General features: G+C 71.0%; 15 protein-coding genes. 10 read left to right on the top strand and 5 right to left on the bottom strand.

Annotated features, from left to right (window positions below; genetic code table 11):
- The first annotated feature begins 18 nt into the window (after positions 1–18).
- Positions 19–525 (top strand): SRPBCC domain-containing protein, encoded by a 507-nt coding sequence (locus KZJ41_RS06405; RefSeq protein WP_006946948.1) that lies wholly within the window; start codon positions 19–21, stop codon positions 523–525.
- Between the two features lie 24 nt (positions 526–549).
- On the opposite strand, the gene KZJ41_RS06400 is transcribed toward KZJ41_RS06405, so the two are convergent.
- Both KZJ41_RS06400 and KZJ41_RS06395 read right to left on the bottom strand, forming a co-directional pair.
- Positions 550–1,557 (bottom strand): nitroreductase family protein, encoded by a 1,008-nt coding sequence (locus KZJ41_RS06400; RefSeq protein ID WP_044476558.1) that lies wholly within the window; start codon positions 1,555–1,557, stop codon positions 550–552.
- A complete protein-coding gene (locus KZJ41_RS06395; protein WP_006946953.1) occupies positions 1,547–2,080 on the bottom strand; it encodes a flavodoxin domain-containing protein in 534 nt (177 codons plus the stop codon). The genes KZJ41_RS06400 and KZJ41_RS06395 overlap by 11 nt, the downstream gene beginning before the upstream one ends.
- 221 nt (positions 2,081–2,301) lie before the next feature.
- On the opposite strand from KZJ41_RS06395, the gene KZJ41_RS06390 reads away from it, so the two are divergent.
- The 3 genes from KZJ41_RS06390 (at position 2,302) to KZJ41_RS06380 (ending at position 5,869) form a co-directional block, all read left to right on the top strand.
- Positions 2,302–3,828, top strand: coding sequence for a CYTH and CHAD domain-containing protein (locus tag KZJ41_RS06390; RefSeq protein ID WP_043799845.1), 1,527 nt, complete (start codon positions 2,302–2,304; stop codon positions 3,826–3,828).
- 102 nt (positions 3,829–3,930) lie between these two features.
- On the top strand, positions 3,931–4,923 hold the full coding sequence (locus KZJ41_RS06385) for a zinc-binding alcohol dehydrogenase family protein (RefSeq protein ID WP_065922955.1): 993 nt from the start codon (positions 3,931–3,933) through the stop codon (positions 4,921–4,923).
- A 52-nt stretch (positions 4,924–4,975) separates the two neighbouring features.
- Positions 4,976–5,869 (top strand): universal stress protein, encoded by an 894-nt coding sequence (locus KZJ41_RS06380; RefSeq protein WP_044476559.1) that lies wholly within the window; start codon positions 4,976–4,978, stop codon positions 5,867–5,869.
- A 38-nt stretch (positions 5,870–5,907) separates the two neighbouring features.
- Here KZJ41_RS06380 and KZJ41_RS06375 read toward each other — a convergent pair whose 3' ends face one another.
- Together KZJ41_RS06375 and KZJ41_RS06370 are read right to left on the bottom strand one after the other, a co-directional pair.
- A complete protein-coding gene (locus KZJ41_RS06375) occupies positions 5,908–6,633 on the bottom strand; it encodes a VIT family protein (protein WP_006946958.1) in 726 nt (241 codons plus the stop codon).
- Between the two features lie 52 nt (positions 6,634–6,685).
- Positions 6,686–8,167, bottom strand: a complete 1,482-nt coding sequence (locus tag KZJ41_RS06370) for an AAA family ATPase (protein WP_065922956.1) — start codon at positions 8,165–8,167, stop codon at positions 6,686–6,688.
- Positions 8,168–8,337: 170 nt separating this feature from the next.
- Between KZJ41_RS06370 and KZJ41_RS06365 the strand changes: the two genes are divergently transcribed.
- The 6 genes from KZJ41_RS06365 to KZJ41_RS06340 all read left to right on the top strand — a co-directional run bounded on the left by KZJ41_RS06365 (position 8,338) and on the right by KZJ41_RS06340 (position 16,064).
- Positions 8,338–10,680 carry a glycerol-3-phosphate 1-O-acyltransferase gene (locus KZJ41_RS06365; RefSeq protein ID WP_065922957.1) on the top strand — a complete coding sequence of 781 codons (2,343 nt, stop codon included), beginning with the start codon at positions 8,338–8,340 and terminating at the stop codon, positions 10,678–10,680.
- Positions 10,677–12,110, top strand: a complete 1,434-nt coding sequence (locus KZJ41_RS06360; RefSeq protein ID WP_050034680.1) for an HAD-IB family hydrolase — start codon at positions 10,677–10,679, stop codon at positions 12,108–12,110. Before KZJ41_RS06365 ends, KZJ41_RS06360 begins: the two co-directional genes overlap by 4 nt.
- A complete protein-coding gene (locus tag KZJ41_RS06355; RefSeq protein ID WP_180987106.1) occupies positions 12,107–13,252 on the top strand; it encodes a YbhN family protein in 1,146 nt (381 codons plus the stop codon). Before KZJ41_RS06360 ends, KZJ41_RS06355 begins: the two co-directional genes overlap by 4 nt.
- 99 nt (positions 13,253–13,351) lie before the next feature.
- Positions 13,352–14,893: a sodium-dependent transporter gene (locus tag KZJ41_RS06350; RefSeq protein WP_006946971.1), complete on the top strand. Its 1,542-nt coding sequence runs from the start codon at positions 13,352–13,354 to the stop codon at positions 14,891–14,893.
- On the top strand, positions 14,890–15,027 hold the full coding sequence (locus tag KZJ41_RS06345; protein ID WP_072634473.1) for a methionine/alanine import family NSS transporter small subunit: 138 nt from the start codon (positions 14,890–14,892) through the stop codon (positions 15,025–15,027). The genes KZJ41_RS06350 and KZJ41_RS06345 overlap by 4 nt, the downstream gene beginning before the upstream one ends.
- A 212-nt stretch (positions 15,028–15,239) precedes the next feature.
- Positions 15,240–16,064 (top strand): hypothetical protein, encoded by an 825-nt coding sequence (locus tag KZJ41_RS06340; protein WP_006946975.1) that lies wholly within the window; start codon positions 15,240–15,242, stop codon positions 16,062–16,064.
- Positions 16,065–16,073: 9 nt separating this feature from the next.
- Here the strand turns inward: KZJ41_RS06340 and KZJ41_RS06335 are convergent, their stop codons facing one another.
- Positions 16,074–16,721 (bottom strand): TetR family transcriptional regulator, encoded by a 648-nt coding sequence (locus KZJ41_RS06335; protein ID WP_006936229.1) that lies wholly within the window; start codon positions 16,719–16,721, stop codon positions 16,074–16,076.
- Positions 16,722–16,841 lie beyond the last annotated feature (120 nt).

Here is a 16,841-nt window from a genome sequence, read left to right as displayed (position 1 = left end):
CACGTCTTGGAGGACCCCATGGATAACGGCACCGTCTCGCGCACCTACGACGGCCGCGTCGCCCTGCGCTTCCAGCACGCCTTCGCCCATCCCCCGGACCGCGTATGGCGGGTCATCACCGACCCCGAGTACCTACGCGCCTGGTTCCCGGCCCGCGTAGAACTGGACCTCACCCCCGGTGCCCAGCTCGTCTTCCATGCCACCGAGCAGCAGGCCGAGCGCCTCGGGCTGCCCGCCGACCACACCGCCACGGGGACCGTCATCTCCGTGCATCCCGGGCGCATCCTCGAGTACATGTGGGACGCCGAGGTCCTGCACTGGGAACTGGTGCCGGACGGGTCCGGGGGCTGCTGGCTGACGCTCACGCACACCGTCGAGGACGAGGACTCGGCCTACGCGCACGGCGCCGACTGGCACGCCGGGTTCGAGGTGCTCGAGGCCCAGCTGGAGGGCCGGGACGTGAACTGGTCGCCGTGGGAACGCGCCCGGGAACTCGCCGACAAGTACCGCAACCCGTCCGACTGATCCCACTCGGCCGGTTGCCGGCGGCTATCCGTCCCGTCCGCTCCGGTCGACGAAGACCTCGTCGACCGGACGTCGCGACGTGGTGGGCAGTCCCCGCGCGCTGCGGGCCCCCAACCGGATCACCACCTGGGGAAATCCCGCGACCTCCCCGGTCCGCGCCGTCGCCGTGCGCACGATGCCGCGGCTGGCCTCGATCTCCGTCACGTGGGTGAGCGGGCACGTCGCCAGATGCGCCGCGGTGGCCTCGAGCAGTACCGCGGACATCGCCTCCCCCGCCCGCAGCCAGTCGATCCGCTCGTCGGCCCGGGTGCTGAGCACCGCCAGCGCCGACGCGTCCGCCTTCGGCTGCGCAGTGTCCAGAGTTCCTGCGCCCGTGGGGAACCGCCGTCCCACATCGATGTCCCCGGCGGCCTCGTCGTCGAGCAGCGCGGACGCCGGCACGCCCGTGTCGCCGGGCTCCGCGCGACCGGTCCACCAGGCCAGCTCCTGCCGGTAGGCCTCGTCGCCCTCGCGGATCGCCGCGCTCAGTTCCGACGCCCGCGCGAGGTCCGAGCGGGCCTCGGCGTCGAGGATCGACAGCGACGCCCCCTCCCGGCGGGCGGCGTTCTCCAGATCCACCAGGCTCTCGCGCAGGGTCGTGGGCGCCGCGAACGGCCGCCGGTCGGTGTGCCGGGCGCCGATCGCGAGGGCGAGGGCGGCGTCACGGGCGTCGACCGTGTGGGGCCGGTCGAAGTCGAGAACGGCCAGCAGGTCCGGTCGCGACGGATCCGGAAGCCGGGTCACGGTGGGGATCCACGACGCGGCGGACAGCGCGACGCGGGCGTGGTGCAGCGCCGCTCCGCAGCCGAGAACCAGCTGCCGGCCGCTCGGATCGGTGTGGCCGAGCATGCGCTCGGCGACGGCATACAGTTCGAGCCGTTCGCCCGTCCACTCCCAACGCCACGGCTGGCTGTTGTGCAGGGACGGCGCCCGGCACGCCGACTCGACCGCATCCCGGATCGCCGCGGTGTCCGGCCGGATCTCAGTAACCATCGTTGTCTCTCCCCCAGCCGCTCGACTCGACCGCATGCCGCTCCACGGACTCGACGATCTGCGCGGCCCAGGTCCCGATCGCGTCCCAGTCCCGGAAGTCTCCGGTGCGTCCTCCGGTCATGCGGGCAACCACGCGTTCGCCGGCGCCGAGCACCTCCGGATCCAGTTTCCCCGCGAACATCCGGTGCTCGCGCGCGCCCGTGCGCTCCGTCGCCAGGGAGGCGTCGTACGGCCTGTTCACGGGGCGGTCCTGGTCGCCGATCGGGCCCGAGGAGAACAGGAACACGGCGCGCTCCCGCAGCGCGCCGGCGTGCCGATCGACGAAGGTCTTGGCGGGATGCAACCAGTGCCCGAGGTAGACGGCGCTGCCGAGGACCACCGCGTCGTAGCCGTCCACGGCGTCGACCTGCTCGGGCGCGACGACGTCGACGTGCGCTCCCTTGTCGCGCAGGGCGGCCGCGAGCGCCGTGGCGATCTCCGTGGTGGAGCCGTGCCTGCTCGCCGCCGTCACCAGAATCCTCATCTGTGTCCTCCCCGGCCCAGGTTATTCGATGATCGCCCGACGGGCACGCGGTCGGACAGAGTCGAAGGGCCCCGCTCCCGGGCCGGCCGCAGCCGGGCCGATGCGGCGATCACGTGCGACGGGCACAGGTCGGTGCCGGGGTGGCAGAGTGGTCTGACGAACGCCGCCGACGAGCGCGACGAGGACACGCAGGGCAACCGCCGGAACAGGAGTCGGATCGCATGACCACGCCGCCCAGGATCGACGCGGTTCAGGAATCGGAACGCAAGTACGCGGTCGGGCACGCGCAGCAGCTGCCGGACCTGTCGGGCCTGCCCGGCGTCGCCGCACACCCCGAACCCGACCTCCAGCAGCTGTCGGCGCGGTACTACGACACCGACGATCTGCGACTGCTGCGCGCCGGGATCACCCTGCGCCGCCGCGAGGGGGGTCACGACGCCGGCTGGCACGTGAAGCTCCCGGCCGGCACGGACACCCGGACCGAGGTGCGCTTCCCCCTCGGCGACGACACCGCCCGGCCACCGGCCGAACTGCTCGCCCTCCTGCACGGGGTGCGCCGTGCGCGTCCCGTCGCGCTCGCGGCGGTGCTGAACACGCAGCGGTGGCGCCACCGCCTGATCGACGACGAGGGGCGGGCCCTCGCCGAGATCGTCGTCGACGACGTCGTCGCGACCCGAGGGGAGGGCAGCGAGCCGCAGCGGTGGCGCGAGATCGAGGTCGAGCTCGCCTCGGCCGGAACCGATCTGCTCGATGCCGTCGAGGATCGGCTGACCGCCGCCGGAATCGAGCGCGCCCCGAATCCCTCCAAGCTGCATCGGGCGCTCGCCGATCTGCTGCCCACCGAGGAGCCGGTGCCCGGCCCGGCCGGGCACCTGCGCGACTACCTGCGCGGCGAGTTGCGCACCCTCGAGCTCGCCGAGATCGGCGTGCGCCGGGACGCCCCGGACGCCGTCCACAGCATGCGCAAGGCCCTGCGCCGGATCCGCAGTGCCCTGCAGACGTATGCGGGAACCTTCGCGATCGACGACAGCCTGGTCGACGAACTACGTTGGACGGGAAGGAAACTCAGCCCCTCGCGCGACCTCGAGGTGCAGTGGGAGCGCATCGTGGACCGCGTCGCGGAGGTGCCCGTGGAAGCGCAGCGCGAGGCCATCCGCGCCCGCATCGACGAGTACTTCTCCGCCCGGTCGGACGCGGCCCGGCTCGAGGCCGTCGGCACCCTCGACTCGGACCGCTACGCGGCCCTGCTGGGTTCGCTCGACGCACTGATCGACGGGCTGGCGAGGGGGGCAGTCGGATCCGGTCCCGGCGAGCAGCGACGACAGGTTCGCCCGAAGGACCTCGACCGCGCCCTCGCCCGCCTCGCGAAGAAGGTCTCGCGCCGGGTCCGCAACGCCGGGGAGGCAGCCACGCACGCCGAGCGGGACGAACTCGTCCATCGGGCCCGCAAGGGCGCCAAGCGGATGCGCTACGCCATCGAGGTGCTGCGGCCGCTGCATCGCAAGCGCGCCCAGCGCGCCCTCGATCACTTCGACGACTTCCAGGATCTGCTCGGCGAATTCCAGGACTCGGTGGTCGCCCGCGAGCACCTGCTCGACATGGTCTCCGAGCAGGACCACACCGCCGAGTCGAGCTTCGGCCTCGGGATCGCCTACCAGCGCGAACTCGAGATCGGTGAAGCGCAGGTCGCGCAGCTCGAACGCGCGTGGAAGCGGGCGCGGCGGGCGGCGAAACCGCTGTGGAAGTGAACCACTGCCGACCGGGTCCTTGTCCCCTGGCCGACCACCGCCGAGAAAGGGCATGCTGAGCCCGGACGACGGAAGGAGGCGCGCATGAGCACCCCTGGAGAGATGCGAGCATGGCGTGTCGACATCCCACGCCCCGCGGCGGAGCATCCGCTGCGGCCGGTCCGGGAACCGATTCCCGAACCGGCGCCCGGGGAACTGCTGGTGCGTGTCCTCGCGTGCGGGGTGTGCCGTACCGACCTGCACGTGAGCGAGGGCGACCTGCCGGTGCACCGGCCGCACGTCATCCCCGGCCACGAGGTCGTCGGCGAGGTGGTCGGTGGCGACCTCGGCGAGCACCGGGTAGGCGACCGGGTGGGCATCCCGTGGCTGCGCAGCACGTGCGGCCGGTGCCGGTACTGCCTGCGCGGGGACGAGAACCTGTGCCCGAACTCCACCTACACGGGCTGGGACGCGGACGGCGGTTACGCCGAATATGCCACCGTCCCTTCCGCTTTCGCACTGACGCTGCCGTCCGGGTACGCCGACGCGGAACTCGCCCCCCTGCTGTGCGCCGGCATCATCGGCTATCGGGCGCTGCTGCGCGCCGAGGTTCCGGACGGCGGCGTGCTCGGCCTGTACGGCTTCGGCGGCAGCGCCCACCTCGCCGCGCAGGTCGCCCTCGCCCGGGGCGCCCGCGTGCACGTCATGACCCGCGGCAAGACCGCCCGGCGGCTCGCCCTCGAACTCGGCGCGGCCTCCGCGCAGGGCGCATACGACGAGCCGCCCGAGCCGCTGAACTCGGCGATCCTGTTCGCCCCCGCCGGGGAACTGGTGCCCACCGCTCTCGCCGCACTGGACGCCGGCGGCACGCTCGCCGTCGCCGGCATCCACCTCAGCGACGTGCCCCCGCTGAACTACCAGCAGCACCTGTTCCGCGAACGCCAGGTGCGCAGCGTCACGGCCAACACCCGCTCCGACGCACACGAGTTCCTCGGCTTCGCGAACGAACACCGCCTGCGCGTCACCACCACCGCGTACGGGCTCGACCGTGCCGACCGCGCGCTCGAGGACCTGTCCGCGGGGCGTTTCGGCGGCGCGGCGGTCCTGGTTCCGTGAAACACTCGACATGCGCCCCCGAGCGCGGAGAATGCACCGAGAAGGAGTTCGAATGAGCACACTTGCCAACCGGAATGCCGTCGTAGCGGGCGTGGACGGTTCCGCCGTCGCCACGAGTGCGGCCCGGTGGGCGGCCGCCCTCGCCGCTCGTCTCGGCGCGCCCCTGCACCTGGTGCACTCGCTGCCCAGCGAGGGCATCTTCTACAGCGAGGCCGCGGTGCTCATCCAGGCGCAGATGGTCGACCAGCTCCGGGAGGACGGCGAAGCGATCCTGTCGAACGTCACCGACGTGGTCCGCTCCGACCATCCGGATCTCGAGGTGCAGAGCTTCATCGGTCCGGGCCCCGCCGCCAACTCGCTGCTCGAGGCCGCCGAGGACGCCCGCCTCGTGGTGATGGGCGCCACCGGCGCCAACGCCGTGGAGAACTTCCTGCTCGGCTCGACCGTGCTGCGCGTGGCCAACCACGCCCCGTGCCCGGTGGTGGTGTGGCGCGGCGACACAGCACGACCGCTGCCGGACACCCGGCCCATCGTCGTCGGCGTCGACGGCAGCGAGCTGTCGACGGCCGCGGTCGGGCACGCCTTCGAGTACGCCTCGCTGTTCGGTGTGCCGCTGGTCGCGGTGCACTCCTGGATCGGGGACGCCGCCCTCGGCGTCGGCACGGTCGCGACGCTGGTGGACTGGGAGGCGGTGGGTGAGTCCGAATCCGCGGTCCTGTCCGAGACTCTCGCCGGCTGGCACGAGAAGTTCCCCGACGTGGAGGTCCGCCGCGTCGTGGACCGGGGCCCCATCGCGAAGGTGATCCTGCGCCAGCTCGAGGACGCACAGCTCGTCGTGGTGGGCAGCCACGGCCGCAGCCAGTTCACCGGGGCACTGCTCGGGTCGGTGAGCCAGAACCTGCTGCACAACGCGCCCTGCCCGATCATGATCAGCCGCAAGAAATGACCACCGGCCGGTGCCGCCCGTCGCCGGGCGGCACCGGCTCAGGCCGTCACGGTCCCGAACGCCATACCCACCGCGTACGTCACGATCATCGCGAGCGCACCGCCGATCACCACGCGGGACGTCGCCCGGCCGCGGCGCGCGCCGCCGAGCCACGCGCTGACCGAACCCGTCAGGGCCAGCGCCACGAGCACCGACACGAACGTGACGGGGATCCGCAAGCTCGCCGGGGGCAGCACGATCACGAGCAGCGGCACGAGGGCGCCGACTGTGAACGAGACCGCCGACGACAACGCCGCGGCCCACGGATTGGCCAGCGCCTCGGGATCGATGCCGAGTTCGACCTCGGCGTGCGCGGCCAGCGCGTCGCGCTTGGTCATCTCCTTCGCCGCGGAGCGCGCCGTCGCCCTCGACATTCCCTTGCCCTCGAGCAGCGCGGTCAGCTCCTCGAGTTCGGCGTCCGGCATCTCCTCGAGCTCGCGACGTTCCTTGTGCAGCAGCGCCCGCTCGGTGTCACGCTGCGTGCTGACCGACACGTACTCCCCCAGGGCCATCGACACCGCGCCGGCCGCGAGCCCGGCGAAACCCGCTGTGAGGATCGTCGATTCGTCGGTGGTGGCGGCGGCCACACCGACGACGAGGCCGGCCGTGGAGACGATTCCGTCGTTCGCGCCCATCACGCCGGCGCGCAACCAGTTCAGTTTCGCCGAGATGCCTCCGGAGTGCGGCTCGACGTCGGCGTGATTGAGGGAAGGATCGGTCGACATGCCGCCAGGCTAGGGCGATTCCGCGCGCCGCGGTAGCAATGCGAGCCTGTCCTCACCACGGTCCCGGACCGAGTTCCCGCTCCAGCCACGCGGCATCGGGGAGGGCGCCGTCGCTCGTGTCCACGACGCGAGCCGTGGGCCACTCGTCGCGCACGTGCAGCTGCTCGTCCAGGACGGCGGGCGTGGCGTCGGACGCGTCGTCGCCCCGCTCGCGCCGGGCCACGATGCGGCGGACCAGCACCGCCGGGTCCGCCCGGCACTCGATCTCGACGAGGTCGGCGGTCGCGGCGGCCGCAACCGCACGCGCCGCCGCGCGACGAGCCTCGGTGAGCCACGTCGCGTCCAGCACGACCGACTCGCCGTGGGTGAGCGCGACGACGGCGCGGCGCAGCACCTCCCCGTAGGTCTCGTCGGTGTGGGCGGCACTGTAGAGCCCGGCACCGACGGCGGCGGTCGCATCGGCGGTCGGGGCGAGACCGGCCAGTTCCTTGCGGACCACGTCGCTGCGCAGCACGGTCGCACCCAGGTGCTGCCCGGCGAGATGGGCCACGGTGGTCTTGCCGGTGGCGGACAGACCTCCGACGACGACGAGGCGGACGCGGCCCCGGTCGAGGTTGCGCCGCGTCTGGTCCAGGAACGCGAGCGCGCCGGCGCGCGAGTGCTCGTCACCCTGTTCGTGCCGCAGCGCGGCGACCTTGGCCCGGACCACGGCCCGGTACGCGATGTAATGGTGCATCAGCGACGGCGGGAACGCGTCGGCGGAGAACTCGGCATAGGCGGGCAGCAGCTGCCGCGCCGCCGCCTCGCCGCCGAGCCGTTCGAGATCCATCGCGAGGAAGGCGATGTCGAGTGCGGCGTCGCCGTAGCGCAGCCGGTCGTCGAACTCGAGGCAGTCGATGATCCGGGGGCCGTCGTCGAGGCAGAAGATGTCGTCGGCGAGCAGATCACCGTGGCCGTCGACGGCCCGCCCGGCGGCGATCCGCTCGTCGAGCACCCGTTCGCGGCCCGCGAGATAGCGGCCGGCCATGTCCCGGATCGCGGTGAGCGCGTCGCCGGCCTCGGCCCCGACGGGCAGGCGGTCGAGGTGGTCGAGGCTCTCGCGCCACAATCCGTCGAGGAACTGCGCCGTGGCACACCGGTCGATGGCCGGATCGCGCGGCGACGCGGCGTGCAGGGCCGCGACCTGCCGCGCGACGGCGGTGACGACCCCGGCGACGGGCTCGCCCCGCTGCACCAGCGCGGCGAGCCGCCGGTCGTCGGGCAGCCGGCGCATCTCGACGAGGTGCTCGCACACCTGCCCGTCGGGCCCGCGCACGTCGGCGACGCCGAGGTAGACGTCCGGGGCGAGACGCCGGTTGAGTTCGACCTCACGGTGGCAGGCCCGCTCCCGCGCCTGCCGGGTCCGGTTGTCGAGGAACCCGAGATCGAGTGGCTTCTTGAGCTTGTGCACGCGGCCCCCGACGAAGAACACCACCGAGGTGTGGGTCTCGCGGATCGCCGCGTATGCGGGTTCGGATCGGTCGGTGCCGGTCACGGAGTTCCTCCCCGATGAGGCTTGTCGAACGTCGGTACGCTGCCCACCTTGCCTCAGGGTGGACCGGATCGCGCGCCGGCAGAAGTGCCGAAGGTCTCTCGTGTGGTTGCACCGGAGCCGGTGCCGGAGACGCGGTACGTTTCACTCGGGCTATCCGGGAATGGGGTGACATGAGCACGAACGGGCGAGGCTCGGAATCCGGGAGACAACCGACGGTGGTCGTCGCCGAGACGACGACACCGATCGAGCGCAAGCTGATCGCGAGCTGGCTGCGGTCGAACCGGGTGCCGAAGGAGTACCGCGCCGACGGACCGGTCGAGGAGATGGAACTCGACCCGCGCCGGCTCGCGCGCGATCTCGTGAACCGGGACGACGATCCCCTCGTGCTCCCCGTCGGGGTGGTGTGGCTGCCGGAGGCCCGGGACGGCGAGCGCCGGGTCCGGTTCTCCGACGTCGTGGCGCTGACCAACCCGCGCAGCCCGAACCGGCTCCTGCAGAAGTGGCTGGTCGGGCGGTCCCCCGACCGGTATCGGATCGTTCTCGCCGAGCCGGCGCGGCTGAGCGAGCTGCGGGCCCGGCACCTGGCCGAGGACGGCGACCCGGCACCCGAGTCGTTCGCCCGGTTCGTGACGCACCGCGCGGTGGTGGGCCTCGACCGGGCCGAGCGTGCCGTCATCGGCGACCGGTACAAGGTGCCGAGGCTGGTGGCGGAGCAGATCATGGATTCGGCGTCGTTCCGGCGGCGGCTCGACGCGATCAGCACCGAGCACAACATCGCGCCCGAGGAGGTCCGGTTACGAGCGACGTCCGCCCTCGGGGAACTCGTCGCCGTCCAGTCCCGGCTGGTGACCGACCTGTTCACCGAGATGATGCGCCCGCTGCACTCCGCGGCATGGACCGTGCACGCCGACGAATCCGGGCTGCGGAGCCTGCGCGACGTCAACCGGCGGTATCCGCTGGTGTTCCTGCCGTCGCACCGGTCCTACGCGGACGCGTTCGTGCTCGGCGACGTGCTGGCCCGGAACGATTTTCCGCGGAATCACCTCATGGGTGGCGCCAACCTGACGTTCTGGCCGATCGGCCCGATCGCCCGGCGCACCGGCACCGTCTTCATCCGCCGTAGCTTCGGCGACGACGCCGTCTACAAGGCGGCGCTCGAGGAGTACTTCGCGTATCTGCTGACCAAGCGGTTCAACCTCGAATGGTATTTCGAGGGTGGCCGCACCCGCACCGGCAAACTCCGCGCGCCCCGCTACGGCCTGCTCAACTATGTGGCCAACGCCATCCGGAGCGGCCGGGTCGAGGACGCGATGCTCGTGCCGGTGTCCATCACCTACGAGGGGCTCGCCGAGGTCGCGGCCGTCGCGGCCGAACAGACGGGCGCCCAGAAGAAGCCCGAGGGCCTGGCCTGGCTGGCCCGGTACGCGCGCAATCAGCGGCGCCGTGCGGGCAACGTGTACGTGCGGTTCGGCGAACCGCTGTCGATGCGCTCGCAGCTCGCCACGAGCGGGGATCCCGAGCTGTCCGGGGAGCCGGCCGAGCCCGGGAGCGAGCGCAGCCGCAAGGCGCTGCAGAAGGTCGCGTTCGAGGTGGCCGTGGGCATCAACTGCCACACCCCGGTCACGGTGAACTGCCTGGTCACCCTCGCTCTGCTCGGCGTCCGGGACCGGGCGCTGACCCTGGACGAGGTGCGGTCGGTGATCGCGCCGGTGCGCCGGTACATCGACGCCCGCGGGATACCCCAGGGCGAACTCGGCGTCCTCGACATCGAGGGCGGCCTCGCGAACGTCCTCGCCTCGCTGAGCGATGCCGGTGTGGTCACCACCTACGCCGGCGGGGACGAGCCGGTCTACGCGATCCAGCCCGGGCAGCACCTGGTCGCGGCGTTCTATCGCAACAGCGGCGTGCACTGGTTCGTCAACCGTGCCCTGATGGAGCTGGCCATCCTCCACGCGCACGCCAATCCGGGCCTCGACCCGGTGCGGGCGGCGTGGGAGGAGGCCAAGGCGGCGCGCGACCTGCTCAAGTTCGAGTTCTTCTTCCCCGACCGGGACCGGTTCGAGGCCGACATGCGCGACGAGATCGCCCTGCTGATGCCGTCCTGGCGCAACGCCTTGCCGGACGTGGAACTCGCGCTGGCCGCGCTCCTCGAAACCGGGTTCTTCATGGTGCACCGAGCTCTGCGGTCCTTCTTCGACGCGCAGCTCGTCGTCGCCGAGCGGCTCGCGCGGCGCGACCCGTCCCTGCAGGTCGACCGCAAGGCGTTCCTGGACGAGTGCGTCGCGGTCGGCCGGCAGATGCTGCTGCAGGGCCGGCTGTTCGGACCCGAATCGGTCTCGTCGGAACTGTTCACGACGGCGTTACAGCTTGCCGCCAACCGCGGGCTGCTGGAACGTGGGGGCGAGGAGATTCGGCAGAAGCGGGAGGAGTTCGCGGCACAGCTGCTGGCGGTGGGTGAGCGGGTCCGGCTCGCCGAGTCTCTCGACGTATCCAACAGAAAGGCGGAGCGGTGATCCTCGAGGAAGCGCTCGAGCGCGTGCGTACCGGGCCGAAGGGTCCGGAGATCGCGGCATTCTTCGACTTCGACGGCACCATCGTCCACGGCTTCTCCGGTCTGCACTTCTTCCGCGACCGGTTGCTCGCCGGGAAGGTCGGCGCCGCCGAACTCGCCGCAACCATGCTCAACGGCCTGCGCGGCCACGACACCGAGGCGGACTTCGAGCGGTTCGTCGCGGTGGCGTTCAAGGCGTGGGGCGGGCACACCGAGGAGGAGCTGTACGAGATCGGGCGCCGGCTGTTCGCCTCCACGATCGCCGGCCACATCTATCCCGAGGCGTGGCAGCTCATCCGGGCGCATCAGGCGGCGGGGCACACGGTGGTGATCGCGTCCTCGGCGTCGCGCTACCAGATCCAGGCGACGGCGGATGCGCTCGGCGTCGAGCACGTCCTGTTCAGCCCCCTCGAGGTGCGCGACGGGGTGCTCACGGGCCGTGTGGACGGGAAGTCGTTGTGGCGCAGCGGTAAAGCGCAGGCCGTGGTGGCGTTCGCGGAGGCGAACAACATCGATCGCGAGCAGAGCTACACGTATTCCAACGGGGGCGAGGACGCCGACTTCCTCGCCACGATGGGCAATCCGACGCCGACCAATCCGGACCGGAACCTCGAGCGCACCGCCGCCGAGCAAGGCTGGCCGATCCTGCGATTCAGGCCGCGCGGAACGCCGGGCACCAAGGAGGTGATCCGCACCCTCGCGGCGTACGGCGGGCTGTTCGGCTCGGTGTGGACGGGCGTCGGCCTCGGCCTGCTCAACCGCAACAAGAAGGTGGCGCTCGACTCGATCGCCACCCTCACCGGCGAGGTGCCCCTCGCGCTCGCCGGCATCGACGTGAACATTCGGAACGAGGCCAACGCCTGGTCACATCGCCCCGCGGTGTTCATCTTCAACCATCAGAGCCAGCTCGATCCGGTGATCATGGCGCGGGTGCTGCGGCACAGCTTCACGGGGGTCACGAAGAAGGAGATGGCCAGCGACCCGCTGTTCGGGCTGGTGCTCCGCTTCGTCGGTGCGGCGTTCGTGGACCGGGCCAACACCGAGCAGGCGAAGGCCGCACTCGGTCCTGTGGTCGACACGCTGCGCGAGGGCACCTCGGTGATCATCGCGCCGGAGGGCACCCGCTCCCTGACCCCGGAGATCGGCCGGTTCAAGAAGGGCGCGTTCCACATCGCGATGCAGGCGGGCGTGCCGATCGTGCCGGTGGTGATCCGCAACGCCGGGGAGGTGCTGTGGAAGCACTCCACGGTGCTGCGGCCGGGAACCGTCGACGTGGTGGTCCTCGATCCCATCGACGTGAGCGACTGGACCCTCGACGAGCTCGGCACACGGGTCGCGGAGGTCGAGGACCTGTACCGGAAGACGCTGGCGAACTGGCCCACGACCACATGACCGATGCGGGTGAGAACGGGGGCGCGTCCGTGGGCGAACACGACCACACCCCGAGCCACGGAAGAGACAACGGCAACGGCAACGGCAACGGCAACGGCAACGGCGGAATGTCGCCGACCCGGCGCCGGCGCCTCAAGTGGCTGCTCGGCCTCGTGCTCGTCGTCGTCCTCACCGTGGAGGTCGTTCTCGTCTGGCCGGAACTGAAGACCAGCGTCGGCAGCCTCGGCGACCTGCGCTGGTGGTGGGTGGGCGCGGCGATCCTGGCCGCGCTGACCGAGATGTCGAGCTTTGCCCGGGTACAGCGCACCCTGCTGTCCGCGGCCGGGGTCACCGTGACGCAGCGCCAGTCCCTGTCGGTGGCGTACGCGGCGAACTCGATGAGCGTGACCCTGCCCGGCGGACCCGTGGTGGCCACCACCTTCACCTACCGGCAGATGCGCAAGTGGGGGGCCAGCCCCGTCGTCTCCACCTGGCAGCTGGTGATGGCCGGTCTGCTGCAGGCCGCGGGCCTGGCGCTGCTCGGCCTGGTCGGCGCGCTGCTCGTCGGTGCCACCACCAACCCGTTCTCGCTCATCTTCTCCCTCGGCGGATTCGCGGCGTTCGTGGTGCTCGTGCAGTACGCGGCAAGCCGGCCGGATGCGTTCGAGTCGATCGGCATCATCGCGCTGCGCGGCGTGAACCGCCTGCGCAAGAAGCCCGCGCGGGCCGGCGCCCGCGCCTGGAAGCGGATCGTGGCGCAGCTCCAGGCGGTCCAGCTCGACCGCACCCACGCCGCGCGCGCGTTCGGCTGGTCGTTGTTCAACTGGCTGTGCGACGGTGCGTGCCTCGCCTTCGCCGCGTACGCGATCGGCGGCAAGCCCAGCCTGGCCGGTATCGCCGTCGCGTACGCCGCCGGTACTGCCGCCAGCCGCGCAATCCCCCTCCTGCCGGCCGGGCTCGGGGTGATGGACGCCGTGCTCGTGCCCGCGCTGACGGCCAGCGGGATGACCGGCGCGCAGGCCCTGGCCGCCGTCGTCGTATACCGGCTCGTGAGCTTCCTGATGATCGCGTCGATCGGCTGGGTGATCTTCGCCCTGCGCTACCGCGGCGCCCCGCCGGACGAGGAACCGGGTCCGGAACTCGACAAACTGTGGCGGGACTGAGCTCCGCTCCGACACACCGCGTCCGCCCTCCCGGATCAGCCGCGAGGCAGCCGCGGGGGTGCTAGCGTCGACAGTCTGTAACCGAGGAAAGGTACGTCAGTGACAGAGGACGCAGCGGTGCGCAAGAGAGAGGTCTGGTCCGGCCGGTCGGTGTTCATTCTCGCCGCCATCGGCTCGGCGGTCGGGCTGGGCAACATCTGGCGTTTCCCGTACATCGCGTACGAGAACGGCGGCGGTGCGTTCATCGTGCCGTATCTGGTGGCCCTGCTGACCGCGGGCATCCCGTTGCTGTTCGTCGACTACGCGATCGGTCACAAGTTCCGCGGGTCGCCGCCGCTGGCGTTCCACCGCCTCAAGCGCGCCACCGAGAGCCTCGGCTGGTGGCAGGTGGGCATCTGCTTCGTCATCGGCGTGTACTACGCGGTGATCATCGCGTGGGCGCTGCGCTACACGTTCTTCTCGGCCACGCAGGCATGGGGCGACGACGCGGAGACCTTCTTCCTGCAGGACTTCCTGCAGATGAACGCGGACGCCACGTTCGGCCTCGACTTCGTCCCGGGCGTGGCGTGGCCGCTGCTCGGGATCTGGCTCGTGGTGCTCGTCATCCTGGGTCTGGGCGTGCAGCGCGGCATCGGCGCGGCGAACCGGTTCTTCGTGCCGTTGCTGCTGGTGCTGTTCGCCGGCATGGTGGTGCGGGCGCTGACCCTCGACGGCGCCGCCACCGGTCTCGACGCGTTCTTCCGGCCGGACTGGTCGGCGCTGACCGACACCGGGGTGTGGATCTCCGCCTACGCGCAGATCTTCTTCTCGCTGTCCGTCGCGTTCGGCATCATGGTCACCTACTCGTCGTACCTCAAGCACCGGACCAACCTCACGGGCTCCGGTCTCGTCGTCGGCTTCTCGAACTCGAGCTTCGAGATCCTCGCCGGAATCGGCGTGTTCTCGGCGCTCGGCTTCATGGCACAGGCGCAGGGCGTCGCCGTCGACGAGGTGGTCAGCGGCGGTATCGGGCTGGCGTTCATCGCGTTCCCGACGATCGTCTCGGAGATGCCCGGCGGTTCCCTGTTCGGCCTGCTGTTCTTCGGCTCGCTCGTCTTCGCCGGTTTCACGTCGCTGATCAGCATCATCCAGGTGTGCGTGTCGGCCGTCGAGGACAAGACCGGCCTCACCCGCGTGCCGGCGGTCCTGATCGTCGGTGGCGTCGCAAGCGTCACCTCGCTGCTGCTGTTCCCGACCACCACCGGCCTGAACACCCTCGACGTGGTCGACCGCTTCGCCAACCAGTTCGGCATCGTCGGGGTCGCCTTCGCGACGCTCGTGGTGCTCGCATGGGGGCTGCGCCGGCTGCCCGAACTGCAGGACCATCTCAACTCGGTGTCGTCGTTCCGGGTAGGCCTGCTCTGGCGGGTCTTCGCCGGCGTCCTCACACCCATCGTGCTCGGCTACATGCTGATCAGCGAGATCGTGGATCGGAGCCGGGAGGGCTACAACGACCTGCCGGATGCACTCGTCATGACGTTCGGGTGGGGCGTGCAGGCGCTGGTGATCGTGATCGCGGTGGCATTGTCCTTCGCACCGTGGGGCCTGACCGACGCCGAGCTGGCGCATACCGAATCGACGGAAGCGGGAGAGAGACTGTGAGTGGATCTGCGATCGGGATGATGCTCGTCGCGCTGGGGCTGGTGTGGGGCGGTCTCACCGTCAGCCTGCTGCATCTGCGCCGGAATCCGGACGAGACGTCGGGGCAGACGCCGGTTGAACCCCACCACGACTGAAATGTCCGGTCTCGAACCGGCCACAACTCGTTTCGTTTGAATAACGCCACGCCGCGCCGGACTGGCCGGTCTGTTCTTCCTGTGGTCTGCTAGATCCCACCAACACCATGAGTCACACGAGTAACACCAGACCCATGGGTCTCCGCCCCGGAGCCGTCGCACGACTCCGGGGCGAAGGGTGTTCCGGTTCCGACCACGTACAGGAGCGAAGCATGACCACCAGGACCACCCGGCGCAGGCTGCGCCGGCTCACCGCCGCAGCCTCCCTCACCGTGGCCGCTGCTCTGGCGCTGCCGACCGTCGCGGCCGCCGAACCCCCCGCGGACCCCGCAGTCGCCGCGGCGCCGGCGCCCGACCCGCTCCTCGGCGCCCTCGAGACGCTCCGGGCCCAGCCGGGCGCCGATGCACTCGCGCTCGCCGCCGCCGAGGCCATCGGCTCCGCCCGCGGCGGTGCCACCGACGTCGCCGAGAACTCGCCGCTCTCCGCCTACGAGGACGCCGTGGAGTTCCTGCGCGGCCTCGGCATCGAACCGTTCCTCTACCCCACCGGCGCGCCCTTCTGCACCGAGGGCGGCAGCCTGCCGCTCGGTATCGCCCCCGCCGTCGCCGGCGCGGCTCCCGGCCCGTGGCCCAACCTGAACATCCCGATGGTCGGTCCCGTCAATGCCGTCGATCCCGGCGAAACCCTGTTCGCCTTCGTGCCCATGGGCGTCGAGAAGGACAGCGGGAACACCACCGGCATGCAGGTCGCCTGGTTCAACGTCAACACCTTCCAGGGCGGGTTCGTGCCCATGGGCACCATCGCCGAGGCCGCAGCCCTCGCCGTGCCCGGCGGCCTGCCCGAGTTCGCCAAGCCCCTCGTCGCCGCCGCGGTGCAGAACTTCTTCGCAGGCGCGGTCCCGCTCGGCGGAGTCCGCGCGGCACCGGTCGCGACCGGCTCGGGAACTGTCCTGGCCGCCGTGTTCGGCACGGTGCAGAACGGCGAGACGTCGTGCTTCTTCCTCCCGACCGTGGGCATCGTGGAGGTTCCCGCCTGATCCGCTGCGTCAGCCGATCGCCTGCAGCTTCTCCAGCCGGTCGAACACGAGCCGCACCACGCTGTCCATGTGCGCCATCACCTGATCCGCCGTGGCCCGACCGGCGGCCCAGCTCACCAGGTTCGACATCCACACGTCCGCGATCACGTGCACCGCGTTGAGGAGCTGCTCGCTGACCACCTCGACCCCGGCCGCCCGGGCGTACATCCCGGTGATGATCGCTCCGAGCCGGTCGAGCTCGGCCGACGACGAGGCGTCCGCGAACATCGCCGCACGCACGAGCGCGTCGTAGAGGTTGTGGTCGCTCTCGAGCCGGCCGATGTAGCCGTGCAGCACCGACATGATCCGTTCGTGAGCCGAGTCGCCGGGGATGTCGGTGTCGCCGAACCTGTTGCTCAGATCTTCGAACAGCAGCACCATCGCCACCACCAGCAGGTGGTTCTTGGACGGAAAGTAGCGGTACACGGTGCCCAGCGCCACGCCCGACCGTTCGGCGACGGCACGCATCTGGACCGCGTCGTATCCGCCCTCGGAGGCCAGTTCCTTCGCGGCCTCGATGATCCTCAGGTAGCGGGCGCGCTGGGCCGGCTTCAGGTCCGCGCCGAGAAGCGAAGCGGACCGCGCCTTCGTTCGGGATGCTGCACTCGGCTCCGCCATCGTCCTCACCTTTCGTACGCCTGCCCGCCAGCGTAGTGCGCCTTCCCCGGGCCGGCGCCGGGACCTGACCGAAAAAATGGACAGGTGTCTGGAACGGGTTCCACCAATCACTAGAACGCG

Source organism: Rhodococcus sp. 11-3 (genome assembly GCF_023704055.1).
In the GTDB taxonomy this organism is placed as follows: Bacteria; Actinomycetota; Actinomycetes; order Mycobacteriales; family Mycobacteriaceae; genus Rhodococcus; species Rhodococcus aetherivorans.
The sequence above is the reverse complement of the archived record's forward strand: the minus strand, read 5'-3'. Positions and strand labels throughout refer to the sequence as shown.

What these genes read in the sequence shown, in the direction of transcription:
- KZJ41_RS06390 (WP_043799845.1), top strand. Translation starts at nt 2,302, where the DNA reads ATGACCACGCCGCCCAGGATCGACGCGGTTCAGGAATCGGAACGCAAG.
- KZJ41_RS06400 (WP_044476558.1), bottom strand. Translation starts at nt 1,557, where the DNA reads ATGGTTACTGAGATCCGGCCGGACACCGCGGCGATCCGGGATGCGGTC.
- KZJ41_RS06355 (WP_180987106.1), top strand. Translation starts at nt 12,107, where the DNA reads ATGACCGATGCGGGTGAGAACGGGGGCGCGTCCGTGGGCGAACACGAC.
- KZJ41_RS06385 (WP_065922955.1), top strand. Translation starts at nt 3,931, where the DNA reads ATGCGAGCATGGCGTGTCGACATCCCACGCCCCGCGGCGGAGCATCCG.
- KZJ41_RS06380 (WP_044476559.1), top strand. Translation starts at nt 4,976, where the DNA reads ATGAGCACACTTGCCAACCGGAATGCCGTCGTAGCGGGCGTGGACGGT.
- KZJ41_RS06405 (WP_006946948.1), top strand. Translation starts at nt 19, where the DNA reads ATGGATAACGGCACCGTCTCGCGCACCTACGACGGCCGCGTCGCCCTG.
- KZJ41_RS06335 (WP_006936229.1), bottom strand. Translation starts at nt 16,721, where the DNA reads ATGGCGGAGCCGAGTGCAGCATCCCGAACGAAGGCGCGGTCCGCTTCG.
- KZJ41_RS06375 (WP_006946958.1), bottom strand. Translation starts at nt 6,633, where the DNA reads ATGTCGACCGATCCTTCCCTCAATCACGCCGACGTCGAGCCGCACTCC.
- KZJ41_RS06340 (WP_006946975.1), top strand. Translation starts at nt 15,240, where the DNA reads ATGACCACCAGGACCACCCGGCGCAGGCTGCGCCGGCTCACCGCCGCA.
- KZJ41_RS06365 (WP_065922957.1), top strand. Translation starts at nt 8,338, where the DNA reads ATGAGCACGAACGGGCGAGGCTCGGAATCCGGGAGACAACCGACGGTG.
- KZJ41_RS06395 (WP_006946953.1), bottom strand. Translation starts at nt 2,080, where the DNA reads ATGAGGATTCTGGTGACGGCGGCGAGCAGGCACGGCTCCACCACGGAG.